A 12,749-nucleotide genomic window follows, 5' to 3' on the forward strand; every position below is an offset into this window, starting at 1 on the left:
GGCCTCACCCGCTCTCGGGCGGGCGGGTGCCGGTGCCCTTGGGCCGGCCGCCGCGGCGCATGTCACCGGTGGTGGTGCGGCGCCCCGGGTCCAGCAGGCGCTTCCACTTGGCCTGGGCGGCCTGCCGGCTGGAGAGCTGGGCCTGCACCGCGTCGGCCACCTTCGCCCAGGTCATCCCGTCGCTGCGCAGCTTCCGGATGAGCCCGCGCTCGTAGTAGTCCGCCTGCCGGCGCATCTCCTGCACCAGGGCGTACCAGGCCGCGGCCGCGTCGTTGGTCAGGGCGCCCTCCTTGCTGCGCTCGGCGAGGAAGGCGAGCTGGGCGGTCAGCGAGCGGTCCCGGGTGACGGAGGGGTCGACGCGTTCGATCCAGCGCTGGGCCTCTTCGTAGTTCATATGTCATTGATACATTGACGCCGGCGGATCGTCCACCTTTCCTTGACCCACCGCAACGACGGCCCCCGCCGACGAACCGAACCCGGGCCGGACCGAGGGGACAGCCGGCCGCCGCCGCGGCGCGCTGGGGGCAGCACGCGACAGACCCGGCCCCGACGCGCATGCTGTATCCGTGACGGGCCCGGGGGAGACGGCCGGCGGATCAGCACCGGGGGTGCCACCGCCGAGAGCCCCACGCGCCCGGACGTCACGTGCCCGGACGTCCCCGCACCGCCCGGGCCGGGCGACGGGCTCCTCCCCGGCGGCGAGCACGGGCCGCACACCCGCAGCGCGGACGTCGCGGTGGCCCGGCCGGAGGAGCCGGTCCCCGCCGCGGACCCCACCGCGAAGCTGACCGCCGCGGGGGAGCCCCGGCCGCGCGGCGCGCGCGGGGCCTGGCTGGCGATCAAGCGCACGGTCGTCCGCGCCTGGGACGACAACATCTTCAGCGAGGCGGCCGCCGCGGCGTTCTGGCAGACGCTGTCGCTGCCGCCGCTGCTGCTCGGCCTCCTGGGCAGCCTCGGCTACATCGGCACGTGGTTCGGCCCGGACACCCTGACGGCCGTGCAGGAGGAGATCGTCCGGGCCTCCGGCAACGTGTTCAGCCGCAACGCCGTCGACGAGATCATCGCCCCGACCGTCGCGAGCATCCTGACCACCGGGCGCAGCGAGCTGGTGTCCCTCGGCTTCGTGATCTCGCTCTGGTCCGGCTCGTCGGCCATTTCCTCGTTCGTGGACGCGATCACCCGGGCCCACGGCCAGTACGGCATCCGGAACCCGGTCTGGCAGCGCATCCTCGCGCTGCTGATGTACCTGGTGGGGCTGGTCGCGGGGATCATCGCCCTGCCCCTGCTGGCGCTGGGCCCGGACCGGCTGCCGGGCCTGCTGCCGAGCTCCTGGCGGGACCCGGCCGTGACGCTCATCGGCTGGCTCTACTACCCGGGCCTGGGCCTGCTCCTGATGCTCGCCCTGACGACGCTCTACCGGCTCGCCCTGCCCGCGAAACCGCCCTGGTACCGGGGTATTCCCGGGGCGCTGCTCGCCGCCGTCGTGTTCCTGGTGGGGGTGACCGGGCTGCGCGTCTACATCAGCTGGCTGACCACCACGGGCTACACCTACGGCGCCCTCGCCGCCCCCATCGCGTTCCTGCTCGCGGCCTTCTTCATCGGGCTGGCGATCGTGCTCGGCGCCCACTTCAACGCGGCGATCCAGCACTACTGGCCCAAGCCCATGAAGGACCGCCGCGGTACGGTCGAGCAGCGCGGAGCAACCCGGCACTGATCACGGCGCGTCGCCGCGGCAGGGCGCCGTGCCACCCGTACGGTCACGGAGTGCTCGGGGTCAGTCACGCCACGTCGGGAGCGGCCCTCGGGCTCGCGGTAGCGGGCTTCGCGCCCACCCTCGTCGGGTTGGCCCCGACCGCCGGGACGGTGCTCACCTTCGCCGGCGTCTCCGCCGGCGCCGCGCTGCTCCCGGACCTCGACCACCCCAGCTCGACGGCCACGCGCCGCTTCTCCTGGGCGTCCTGGCTCGCGTCGAAGGCCGTCCGGCCGCTGTCCGGGCTGGTGTTCGACCTGACCCGCGGCCGCCGGGACACCGGGAAGGGCACCCACCGCGGGCTGACGCACACCGCGGCGGGGGCGGTGTTCCTCGGCCTGGCGGTCAACCTGGCCTCCGCGCAGTGGGGGACGCCGGTCGTGCTCGGCACGCTGTTCGTGTGCCTGGCGCTGGCGATCAAGGGCCTCGACCACCTGGTCCCCGGGCCGCCGTCGCTGGTGATCGCGGCCGGGCTGACCTGGGCGGTGCAGGAGCAGGTGCCCGGCGGGACGGCCGGGACCGTGGGTTGGCTGGGCGCGGCCGTCGCGCTCGGGATGGTGGTGCACTCCCTCGGCGACGCGGTCACCTCCTCCGGCGCGCCGCTGCTCTGGCCGGTGCCCATCCGCGGGCGCCTCTGGTACCCGATCGGCAGCCCGCGGCCGATGCGGTTCCGGGCGGGCGGGAAGGTGGAGATGCTGCTCGTCGCGCCGCTGCTGACGATCGGGACCCTCGCGCTCGCCGTGTACGTGGTGCCCGGCGCCCTGGAGCTCGCGCTCAGCGTGCGGGACCAGGCCGTGCGGCTGCTGCCCCGGACCGGGTGAGAATGATCGGGTGACTCGTGAACTGCCGGCCCGTCCGGTGATCGGGATCCTGCACCCGGGGGCGATGGGCGCGTCCCTGGGCTCCGCGCTCAAGGGCCGGGCCGGCGCGGTGATCTGGGCGGCCGCGGGGCGGACCCGGGCCACGTCCAAGCGCGCGGAGCTGGCGGACCTCGTCGGGGTCCCGGACCTCGCGGAGCTGGCGCGGCGGTCGGACGTGATCATCTCCATCTGCCCGCCGCACGCCGCGCGGGACGTCGCCGAGCAGATCGCCGCCGCCGTCGAGGGGCGGGAGCGGCGGCCGCTGGTCGTCGACGCCAACGCCGTCTCGCCCGGCACCGTCGCCGGCATCGGTGCGCTCCTCGGGGCCGAGGACGTCGTGGACGGCGCGGTGATCGGCCCGCCGGCCTGGGAGAAGGGCCGCACCGTGCTGTGGCTCTCCGGCGCCCACGCGGGCGTGATCGCCGACCTGTTCGCCGGCACCCCGTTCGACGCGCGGGTGCTGGGCCCGGAGCTGGGCACGGCGAGCGCGCTGAAGGCCTGCTTCGCGCTGCAGAGCAAGGCGCTGCCCGCGATCTGGCTGGAACTCGACGAGGCGGCGCGCACCTTCGGGGTCGACGCGGAGCTGCGCGCCGAGCTGGCCCGGACGGGCGTGGACTACCCGCGGGCCCTCGGCGCCGTCGCGGGCGTCGCGGCGGAGAAGGGCTGGCGGTGGGTGCGGGAGATGGAGCAGGCCGCGGACGCGTTCGCCGCGATCGGCCTGCCGGACGGCTTCAACCGCGCCGCGGCGGAGATGTACCGCCGCCGCGCGGCGCGTCCGGATGTCGCAGGACCCGACGCCGCGGGACCCGACGCCTGAGTGGCTCGAGCAGCGTCAGGTGGTGCTCGAGCCACTCGAGCGTCAGGCCGGTCAGGGTCCCTCAGGTCGGGCCGAAGCGCTCCACCCGGATCCGGTCGGTCCCCACCCCGAGCTCGATCAGCAGGTCCGTGGCGGTGTCGCAGAACCCGGGGGTCCCGCAGACGAAGACGGTCCGCGGCGCGCCGTCGAGCAGCGGCTTCAGGTCCTCCGCCGAGAGCCGGGCGGGCGGCCGCGGATCCCCGGGCGGCGCCTGCCTCGTGTAGACGACGGTCGTCTCCGGCCCCACCAGCTCGTCCGCGTAGTACAGGTCCGCCGGCCGGCGCGCGGAGACGATCAGCTTCAGCCGCTCCGGATGACCGATCGCCCTCGCGTGCCGCAGCATCGACATGAGCGGCACGACGCCCGACCCGCCGGCGACGCCCAGCGCGGGCGTGTCCCCGGCCCACGCGAAGAAGCCCCCGATCGGGCCGCGGACCTCCAGGGTGTCCCCGGGCTCGACGACCTCGTGCAGGAACCCGGACACCTCGCCCTCCGGGAACAGCTCCACCGTCAGGTCGATCTCGTCCCCACCCGGCGTCGACGCCACCGAGTACGAGCGCTGTGCCCGGTAGCCGTCCGGCGCCGTCAGCCGGACCACGTAGTACTGCCCGGCCAGGTGCGTCATCGGGGTCGTGAGGCGGAGCCGGAAGGTCTTGGCGTTCGGGGTCTCGCGCCGCACGTCGAGCACGGTCGCGTCCTGCCACGGACTCGTCACGTCAGTCCCCCTGGTAGCGCTGCTCGAGCCAGGGGTCGCCGCGGTCGTGGTAGCCGTTGCGCTCCCAGAAGCCCTGCTCGTCGTGGCTCATCAGGCGCAGCCCGGAGACCCATTTCGTGCTCTTCCAGAAGTACAGGTGGGGCACCAGCATCCGCACCGGGCCGCCGTGGATCTCCGGCAACGGCGCGCCGTCCGCCTCCCACACGATCCACGCCTTGCCGCCGGTGATGTCCTCGATCGACAGGTTGGTCGTGTAGCCCGTGCTCGACGACGCCATCGCGAACCGCGCGCCCTCCTGCGGCTGCGCGATCTCCAGCAGAGTGTCCAGCGAGACGCCGTCGAAGGTCATGCCGAACTTGGACCACGTCGTCACGCAGTGGATGTCGCCCTCGTACCGGGAGCGGGGGAGCGCGTGCACCTCGTCCCACGTCCAGGTGGTCGGGTTGTCCACCAGGCCCTCGATGCCGAACGTCCAGCGCGCCGGGTCGATCCTCGGCGTCGCCTCGACGTGCAGGACCGGCCACTCGTCCTTCGCGTCGTACTGTCCCGGGGGCAGCCGCTCGTCCCGATCGCGTCGCCTGCCCGTGAACCCGCGGGTGATCGCCATGGGTTTCTCGTCCCTTCCGCCGACGTACCCCCGACACAGCGCCGGGAGGGAGCATGGCATTCCGCCGCCCCGGACGGGGCATCGTGACGGGACGGGTGGTGCGGGAGCGGGCCCGGCGATCTAGCGTCGGGGTATGTCGCTCGACCCGCAGTTCCGCGTCGTCCTGGACACCCTCGCCGGCGCGGGTGCCACCCCACTGGTCCGCGCCGACGCGCCGGAGACCCGCGCCCACTACCGGAGCCTGGCGATGGCCCGGCGCGGGCCGGGCTTCGTGCCGGAGGAGGTCGCCTCGGTCACCGACACCCACGCCGGCGACGTCCCGGTGCGGGTCTACGAGCCGGCCCGGGGCGACGGGCCGGTCGTCGTCTACCTGCACGGCGGCGGCTGGGTGGTCGGGGACGTCGACACCCACGACCCGGTCTGCCGGCGGGTGGCCAACGCGCTGGCGGCCACCGTCGTGTCCGTGGACTACCGGCTCGCACCCGAGCACCCGTTCCCCGCCGGCCTCGACGACGCCGGGGCCGCGCTGCGGTGGGCCGCGGACCGCTACCCGGGCCGCGCGCTGGGCGTGGCGGGGGACAGTGCGGGCGCCTCGTTGGCGGCCGGGCTCGCGCTCCGGGCCCGCGACGCCGGCCCGACCCTGGTCGGGCAGCTGCTCTTCTACCCGGCGACGGACCCGACCCTGGCCGGCGGCTCGATCGCCGAGAACGGCGAGGGGTACTTCCTCACCGAGTCGGACATGCGGTGGTTCTACACGCAGTACCTCCCGGCGGGGGACGGCTCCGCGCCCGAGCTGGACCTGCTCCATGCGGACGTCCGCGGCGTCGCGCCCGCGGTCGTCGCCACCGCGGAGTTCGACCCGCTGCGGGACGAGGGCGCGGCCTACGCGGACCGGCTCCGGGACGCGGGGGTGCCCGTCCGGTACCTGCCCGGGCCCGGGCTGATCCACGGCTACGCGGCGTTCCTCGGCGCCGTCGACGCCGCGGAGGACACCGTGTCCGCGGCGCTCGGGTTGTTCGCGGAGCTGCTGTCCGGGCGCGCTCAGACGGCCTGACCGCCCGGGAGCCGCCGGTCCACGGCGAGGGCCCCGAAGCCGAGGCCGAGGAACAGGACCGCGACGACCAGGCAGTTCAGCGCGACCCGCCCGTACCCGAGCACCGCCACGTTCACGAACGGGTACGGGTACCAGCCGATGAGCGCGCCGCGGACGAGGGTGACCGCGAACCATGCCACCGGGTAGACCGCCGCGAGCAGCACGGTCCGCAGGGTGGTCAGCCCGCGCGGCCCCACGACCAGCCAGCCGACGACGCCGAGGACCGGGGCGGCGGTGTGCAGCAGGAAGTTCGCCACCGCCGCCAGGCCCCGCGGATCGTCGAGCGGGGCCAGCACCAGGTGGTAGACGACGCCGGTGACGGCGATGCCGAGGATCGCGTCCAGGTGCAGGACGCGCAGCACCGTGCCGCCCCGCGATCCGAACGGGGGCCGGCCCCGGGCGAGCAGCAGGCTGGTGACGCCCAGCAGCAGGTTCGTCAGGATCGTGAAGAACGAGAAGATGTTGGCCGCGCTCGCCGCGCCGGTCGGGAACCGCTCGCTGGGGTTGACCGCGGACGAGACGATCTGGAGCAGCACGCCGAGCAGGCAGACGGCGGCGACGACGCCGGACCAGAGGCGAGCGAGGGGTACGGTCCGGGCCACGGCGGCACCGTACTGGTGTCGACGGTCCCGACCCGGCCACGTCCCCGATCGGTGGGCAATCGTCGCCGATCCGTGACGCTGGGAAGTCGGTCGTCCCCCGCCAGGGGGTTCCTGCCGGGGCGGCCCGAATCGTCATGCCTGCGGAACAGCTCGGACACAGCCGCGTAACGCGTCCTGGCGAGGGTCTGGCATCAGGTGTCCCGGGCCCGGCGGCACCCACGCTCCCCGAACCGGTGATGAGCCGCAGGAAGGTGAACCCAGGCGATGACCAGGTTCTCCCGGGTGGTCCCGTGACGCCCCCCGACGACTTCGAGATCGGGTTCACCGGGGCGCGCTTCGGCGGCGCGCCGCGCAAGAGGCGCAGGAGCCGGGCCGAGCGCGCGGCGGAGAAGGTCGCGACCGCCCCGGCCGCGACCGGCGGTCCGGAGCCGGACACGGCCGTCGAGGACCTGAACACCCGCTTCGTGCGGCCGTACGTCTACACCGGCGGCCGGACCCGCTCCCGCTACGAGCTCGGCCTGGAGACCCTGGTCTCCACCCCCGCGGCCGCGTTCGGGCGCCCGGAGCTCGCCGAGCACCTGCCGGTGCTGGACCTGTGCCGGCGGCCCACGTCGATCGCCGAGGTCGCGGCCCTGGTCGGGGTGCCGATCGGCGTCGCGCGCGTGATCGTCGGGGACCTGGCGGTCACCGGCGGGCTCGTGGTGCACCGCACGGTCAGCGCCGAGGGCCCGGACGTCGCGCTGATGGAGCGGGTGCTGAGCGGGCTGCGGCGGCTGTAGGAGGCCGGGCGAAGGGTGTGACGCACGGGGTCCCGACGGGCGTCGGGGCCGCCGATGTGGGAGAACGAAACCATGAGCGACCCCGCGACGCCCGAGTTCATCGAGCCCCCGATCCCCGTGGTCCCGGCGCAGTACCACACCCCGGAGCGCGAAGCGCTCCAGACGCAGGCCCGGACGTTCGCGGCGGAGCGGGTGCTGCCCGTCGCGGACGAGCTGGACAAGGTCAAGGGCGAGATCCCGCGGTCCCTGCTCGACGAGATGGCCGCGCTCGGCTACTTCGGGATCACCGTCCCCACCGAGCACGGAGGCCTCGGGCTCGGCGCCTACGAGTACTGCATGGTGGCCGAGGAGCTGGCCCGCGCCTGGATGAGCGTCGGCAGCATCATCGCCCGCGCCCAGGGCGCCGGCACCGGGGTCGCGGACGAGTCCCGCCGCGCGGAGCTGCTTCGCCGCAGTGCGAAGGGCGAGTGGATCGGCGCCATCGCGCTCTCCGAGCCGGACGCCGGATCGGACCTCGCCGCCGTCTCCACCCGCGCCGAGCGCGACGGCGACGAGTTCGTCGTCACCGGCCACAAGCGCTGGACGGGCAACGCGAAGGCCGCGGACTTCATCCAGGTCCTCGTGCGCACCGAGGACCCGGCGCCGGGGGAGCGGCGCTCCGCGGGCCTGGCGACGATCGTCGTGGAGAAGGAGCGCGACACCTTCCCGAAGGGGATCACCGGCACGCCGATCGACAAGATCGGCTACCACGGCTTCGTGACCTGGGACCTGGAGTTCGACGGCCTGCGCGTCCCGGTCGCGAACCAGCTCGCCGCCGGTGACCAGGGGTTCGCCTCGACGCAGCAGTGGCTCAACATCGCCCGGGTGCACACCGCCGCCCGCGCCGTCGGCCTCGCCCGGGCCGCCGTCGAGGACTGCATCCTCTACCTGCAGGAACGCCGCCAGTTCGAGCACCCGATCGGCGACTTCCAGTCCGTCCGGTTCACCCTCGCGACGATGGCCGCCCGGGTCGAGCAGGCCCGCGCGTTCTACCAGCACGTGGCCCACCTGATCGACCTCGGGCAGCCGTGCGAGCGGGAGGCGGCGATGGTCAAGCTGCTCGCCACCGAGATGGCGGCCGAGGTCACCGGGGACGGCATCCAGCTGCACGGCGGGAACGGCTACACCACCGAGCACCGGGTGGAGCGGCACTGGCGGGACGCCCGGCTGACCACCATCTTCGAGGGCACCAGCGAGATCCAGAAGAAGATCATCTCGGACCGGCTGCTGCCGCGGAGCCCGCTCGGCTGATCTATACGGCGCGCCCCGGGATGTCACGTGCGCGCGCCCGGTCCGGCCGACGTTCGCCCGATCGGGTCACGTCCGTCCGGCGCGCGCCTCGTTGTCCGGGGAAAGGCGTCTCGACGGAACGGTGGTGGGCACGTGGACGACTCCCCCCAGGAGTCCGGGCGGGACGGCGGCCTGCCGCGGGTCGCCGTCGTGATGCCGGTGCGGGACATGGACCCGGTGCTGGTGTGCCGGGCCGTCGCGAGCGTGCACGGCCAGACCTACCCCGGCCCGATCGAGCTCGTCCTCTGGGACGACGGGTCGGCCACCTACGACTACCGCTTCGCCGACCAGTGGATGGACGGCCGGGAGTCCGCGGGGGAGCGCACGGTGCACCCGCACCGCTGGGAGTTCTCCCGCGGGATCGCCGCCGCGCGCAACGCCGGGGCGGACGCGACGTCCGCGCGCTGGCTCCTGTGGCTCGACGGCGACGACGAGCTTCCCGGCCGAGGCGGTCGAGCGTCTGGTGGGCGCCACCACGGGCCACGACGACGTCGAGTTCGTGATCGGGCAGTGCGACGTCGCGCACCCGCGCGGCGGGGCCGGCAAGGGGTACGGGATGCCGCGTCGGCACTGGAACCTGCCGTACCTGGAGACCTGGCGGACCGCCTACGGGACCAGTGAGGACCCGCTCGCGCGGACGGTGTTCCCGATGCACGGGGGGCTCGTCTCGCGGCGGCTGTTCGAGGCGTCGGGCCGGTTCGACCCGGAGTTCACCCACACCCCGCTCGTCGACTGGTTCCTGCGGATGCTGCTGCGCGTCGTCGAGGACGACCGGCAGTTCGTCGTCCTGAACGAGGCGACCTACCTGCACCACAAGCGGCTGGGCTCGCACTCGTCGGACCGGCGGGTGGTGCACGCGCAGCGCCGCGAGGCCCTGCGCCGCTACGCGCTGCGCGCCGGGGTCCCCGGACCGGTCTTCGAGATGCTGGTGACGGACCCGCACACGGGAGCCCGCAGCTACGGGGTACAGGTCCGCGCGGGCGCGGCGCGCTTCCCGTGGTTCCCGGCGGACGCGGAGCGGCCCGGCGGCCCGGCGGAGCCCGACGACGCCGGCGTCGCCGCGACCGGGGTCGTCAGCCCGTAGCCGGCCGGCGGCGCTCCCCACCCGGGACCGGGCTGCGCCGCAGTCTCGGCAGCGGGCGGCCCAGCAGGGGCTCGACCCGCGCCGGCCCCGCCGGCGGGGCGAGGAACCAGCCCTGTCCGGTGTCGCAGCCCAGCGCCCGCAGCCGGCCGTGCTGCTCCGCCGTCTCCACGTTCTCCGCGGTGACCGACAGCCCGAGCGTATGGGCGAGCCCGATCACGGACGACAGGACGGCCTCGGTGCCCGCCGTGCCGCCGCGGCCGTCGCGCCCGCCCGGCCCGATGCCGGTGACGAACGGCCCGGCCAGCTTGAGCGCATGGACCGGCAGCGTGCGCAGGTAGGCCAGGTTCGAGTAGCCGGTGCCGAAGTCGTCGATCGCGATCCGCACGCCGAGGTCCGCCAGCGCCCCGAGGGTCTCCAGCGGCCCGCCCTCGGCGGACATGACGTCGCTCTCGGTCAACTCCAGCTGCAGTGCCCCCGGGGGCCAGCCGGTCCGCTCCAGGGCGGCGCGGACGTCGTCGACGAAGTCCGGCTCCCGCACCTGCCGCGCCGCGACGTTCACGCTCATCAGCGGCCGCTCGCCGCCGTGCGCGTCGTGCCAGCGCCGGGCCTGCCCGCACGCCTCGGTGAGCACCCAGCGGCCCAGGGCGACGATCAGCCCGGTCTCCTCGGCCAGCGGGATGAAGCGGTCCGGGCCGAGCCGCTCCCCGTTCTCCCGTCGCCAGCGCACCAGCGCCTCGACCCCGGTGGTCACGCCGTCGCAGAGCCGCACCAGCGGCTGGTACTCCAGGAAGAACTCCTGGCGCCGCAACGCCTCCGGCAACTGGGCCGACAGCTCGAAGCGGGCGACGTCGGTGCGGTGGCGGTCCCGGTCGAACTCCGCGACCCGGGAGCGGCCGTCGTTCTTCGCCCAGTACAGGGTGGTGTCCGCGGCCTTCATCAGCTCCGCGGCGCCGGACCCGCCCTGGTCCCGGCCGACGATCCCGATGCTGGCGGACACCCGGATCTCGTTGCCCTCGACCCACACCGGGCGGCGGACCGTCTCGAGCGCGCGCTCGGCGACCCGGCGCATCCGGGCCGGGTCCGCGGCGTCCTCGACAAGCACGACGAACTCGTCCCCGCCCATCCGGGCCACCAGATGCCCCTCGGGGGCGAGCTCGGCCCGCAGCCGTTCCGCGATCGTCCGCAGCAGCTGGTCCCCGACGTCGTGGCCCAGGGTGTCGTTGACGGCCTTGAACCCGTCGAGGTCGAGGTAGCAGACGCCGGGGACGGCGTACCCGTCCTCCAGCGCCGCCTCGAGCCGGTCGAAGAACAGCGCGCGGTTGGGCAGCCCGGTGAGCGGATCGTGCAGGGCCTGGTGCTGCAGCCGGGTCTGCAGCAGGTGCCGCTCGGTGATGTCCTCGACCATCGCGACGAGATAGCGGGGTTCCCCGGTCTGGTCCCGGATCAGCGAGACCACCAGGTCGGTCCAGAGCTCGGTGCCGTCCTTGCGGTAGTAGGCCTTCTCCATCCGCAGGTGGTCCACCGTGCCGGCGATCATCTCCCGCACCCGCCGCCAGTCGCCCGGGGCGTCGTAGGGGTGCATGAACTCGTAGATCGGGCGGGCCGCGATCTCTTCGGCGTCGTAGCCGAGCATCCGGCAGAGCGCCTCGTTGACCTGGACGATCCGCCCGTCGAGCTCGGCGACGCTGATCCCGATCACGGCCCCGGCGAACACGGCCTGGTAGCGCGCCTCGCTCGCCCAGCGGGCCTCCTCGGCGGCGATCCGGGCGGCGAACGCCGCCATGCTGATCCGCTCCTGCTCGGCGAGGGTGCGCTCGCGCAGCGCCTCGGCGTACCCGGCGGCGAGCGCGCCCTGCAGGGCGGCGAGGCGGGACGTGCGGTCCGCGCCGGCGGGCGCCAGGTGCTCCGCGACGACGACGAGGGTCCGCTCCAGGGACCGGGCGTCCGTGAAGTGCGCCGCGACCATGAGCCGGCCGACGCCCGCGGCGACCGTGCGGTCCCACTGCGGCGCGTCGAACGACGCGACGAGCCGGGTGGCCAGCCCGGTCAGGTACCGCAGCAGGTCCCGGCGGTTCATCGAGACGTAGCTCGTGCCGAGGACGGCCGCGGTCCAGTCCGCGGCCAGCGCCGCCGGATCCACCCGGTCCCCGCCCACGGCGCCGCCCCGTCAGTCCTTCCGGGCCATACCGGCGACGCCCGGGTAGAGATCCGCGCCCGGCCGGACGTCGTCCGGGGAGTCCGGGCGCCACAACGGGATCCGCACGACGCCCGGATCGAGCAGCGTCAGGTCCCCGAACAGCTCCTCGACCTCGGCCCCGGTCCGCATCCGCATGCGGTTGGGGGAGCGGTTCTGGTTGTAGACGGCCTGGGCGCTCGACGCGTCCGGCCGTCCCTCGTCGCTGGCGTGGCTGATCACGAGGTGGCTCCCGCGAGCCGCGTCGGCGAGGTACTCGCCCACGACGTCCGCCGGACCGTCGTCGTCACCGACGAAGTGCAGCACCGACACCAGCAGGACCGCCACCGGGCGCCGGCGGTCGAACCGGTCCCGGACGAGCGGGTGACCCGTGATCGCGCGGACGTCCCGCAGGTCCCCGGCGATCGCGTCCGCGTGCGGGACGTCCCGCAGCAGCTCCGTGCTGTGGGTGACGGCCACCGGGTCGTGGTCCACGTAGACGACCGTGGCCGCGGGGTTCGCCGCGTGCACCACCTCGTGCACGTTGCCGACGGTCGGGATGCCGGACCCGAGGTCCAGGAACTGGTCGACGCCCTGGGCGCAGAGGTAGGACACGGCCCGGCGCAGGAACGCCCGGTTCTCCTGCGCCACGGACACCAGGTCGGGCATCTGCGCGAGGACCCGCTGGGCGAAGACCCGGTCCGACTCGAAGTTGTGCGATCCACCCAGGTAGTAGTCGTAGACGCGGGCGACGCTCGGCTGCGTGGGGTCGACCCCCGCGGGCACGTCCGCCCTCCCGTCGTTCCCGGTCCGGCCTTCGTTCTCCCCCGAGCCCTGCACCCCGACTGCTCCCTCACGGGTCGACGTCTCTCCGGCGCCCGTCGGCACGGCTCGACCGTGC

Annotated in this window: 13 protein-coding genes; 7 read left to right on the plus strand and 6 right to left on the minus strand. The window is 74.5% G+C overall.

The genetic code is table 11. From position 1 onward, the window contains the following. Positions 1 to 4 precede the first annotated feature (4 nt). A complete protein-coding gene (locus WBK50_RS15220; RefSeq protein ID WP_341336253.1) occupies positions 5 to 394 on the minus strand; it encodes a hypothetical protein in 390 nt (129 codons plus the stop codon). Positions 395 to 736: 342 nt separating this feature from the next. Between WBK50_RS15220 and WBK50_RS15225 the strand changes: the two genes are divergently transcribed. Genes WBK50_RS15225 through WBK50_RS15235 form a run of 3 tightly spaced genes read left to right on the plus strand, consistent with a single transcriptional unit; the run spans position 737 to position 3,427 of the window. After that, on the plus strand, positions 737 to 1,714 hold the full coding sequence (locus tag WBK50_RS15225) for a YihY/virulence factor BrkB family protein (protein ID WP_445942255.1): 978 nt from the start codon (positions 737 to 739) through the stop codon (positions 1,712 to 1,714). A gap of 50 nt (positions 1,715 to 1,764) precedes the next feature. Beyond that, positions 1,765 to 2,571, plus strand: coding sequence for a metal-dependent hydrolase (locus tag WBK50_RS15230; RefSeq protein WP_341336254.1), 807 nt, complete (start codon positions 1,765 to 1,767; stop codon positions 2,569 to 2,571). A gap of 10 nt (positions 2,572 to 2,581) precedes the next feature. Next, complete coding sequence (locus WBK50_RS15235; RefSeq protein WP_341336255.1) at positions 2,582 to 3,427, plus strand: NAD(P)-dependent oxidoreductase; 846 nt, start codon at positions 2,582 to 2,584, stop codon at positions 3,425 to 3,427. 61 nt (positions 3,428 to 3,488) lie between these two features. Here WBK50_RS15235 and WBK50_RS15240 read toward each other — a convergent pair whose 3' ends face one another. Together WBK50_RS15240 and WBK50_RS15245 are read right to left on the minus strand one after the other, a co-directional pair. Continuing rightward, complete coding sequence (locus WBK50_RS15240) at positions 3,489 to 4,181, minus strand: ferredoxin reductase (RefSeq protein WP_341336256.1); 693 nt, start codon at positions 4,179 to 4,181, stop codon at positions 3,489 to 3,491. Between the two features lies 1 nt (position 4,182). Beyond that, entirely contained in the window at positions 4,183 to 4,788 is a 606-nt protein-coding gene (locus WBK50_RS15245; protein ID WP_341336257.1) for a sulfite oxidase-like oxidoreductase, read from the minus strand. Between the two features lie 133 nt (positions 4,789 to 4,921). On the opposite strand from WBK50_RS15245, the gene WBK50_RS15250 reads away from it, so the two are divergent. Then, complete coding sequence (locus WBK50_RS15250) at positions 4,922 to 5,842, plus strand: alpha/beta hydrolase (protein WP_341336258.1); 921 nt, start codon at positions 4,922 to 4,924, stop codon at positions 5,840 to 5,842. Here the strand turns inward: WBK50_RS15250 and WBK50_RS15255 are convergent. After that, a complete protein-coding gene (locus WBK50_RS15255; protein ID WP_341336259.1) occupies positions 5,830 to 6,483 on the minus strand; it encodes a Pr6Pr family membrane protein in 654 nt (217 codons plus the stop codon). The genes WBK50_RS15250 and WBK50_RS15255 overlap by 13 nt on opposite strands. Positions 6,484 to 6,773: 290 nt before the next feature. On the opposite strand from WBK50_RS15255, the gene WBK50_RS15260 reads away from it, so the two are divergent. The 3 genes from WBK50_RS15260 to WBK50_RS15270 all read left to right on the plus strand — a co-directional run bounded on the left by WBK50_RS15260 (position 6,774) and on the right by WBK50_RS15270 (position 9,212). Further along, positions 6,774 to 7,262 (plus strand): DUF742 domain-containing protein, encoded by a 489-nt coding sequence (locus WBK50_RS15260; protein ID WP_341336260.1) that lies wholly within the window; start codon positions 6,774 to 6,776, stop codon positions 7,260 to 7,262. A gap of 72 nt (positions 7,263 to 7,334) precedes the next feature. Beyond that, the gene (locus WBK50_RS15265; protein ID WP_341336261.1) at positions 7,335 to 8,552 is read left to right on the plus strand and encodes an acyl-CoA dehydrogenase family protein; all 1,218 of its coding nucleotides are present in this window, start codon (positions 7,335 to 7,337) and stop codon (positions 8,550 to 8,552) included. A gap of 132 nt (positions 8,553 to 8,684) precedes the next feature. Further along, positions 8,685 to 9,212: a glycosyltransferase gene (locus WBK50_RS15270; protein ID WP_341336262.1), complete on the plus strand. Its 528-nt coding sequence runs from the start codon at positions 8,685 to 8,687 to the stop codon at positions 9,210 to 9,212. Between the two features lie 452 nt (positions 9,213 to 9,664). Here WBK50_RS15270 and WBK50_RS15275 read toward each other — a convergent pair whose 3' ends face one another. Together WBK50_RS15275 and WBK50_RS15280 are read right to left on the minus strand one after the other, a co-directional pair. Beyond that, entirely contained in the window at positions 9,665 to 11,830 is a 2,166-nt protein-coding gene (locus WBK50_RS15275) for a putative bifunctional diguanylate cyclase/phosphodiesterase (protein WP_341336263.1), read from the minus strand. Positions 11,831 to 11,842: 12 nt separating this feature from the next. Beyond that, a complete protein-coding gene (locus WBK50_RS15280; RefSeq protein ID WP_341336264.1) occupies positions 11,843 to 12,736 on the minus strand; it encodes an SAM-dependent methyltransferase in 894 nt (297 codons plus the stop codon). Positions 12,737 to 12,749: the final 13 nt, after the last annotated feature.

Source organism: Pseudonocardia sp. T1-2H, from assembly GCF_038039215.1.
Taxonomy (GTDB): domain Bacteria; phylum Actinomycetota; class Actinomycetes; order Mycobacteriales; family Pseudonocardiaceae; genus Pseudonocardia.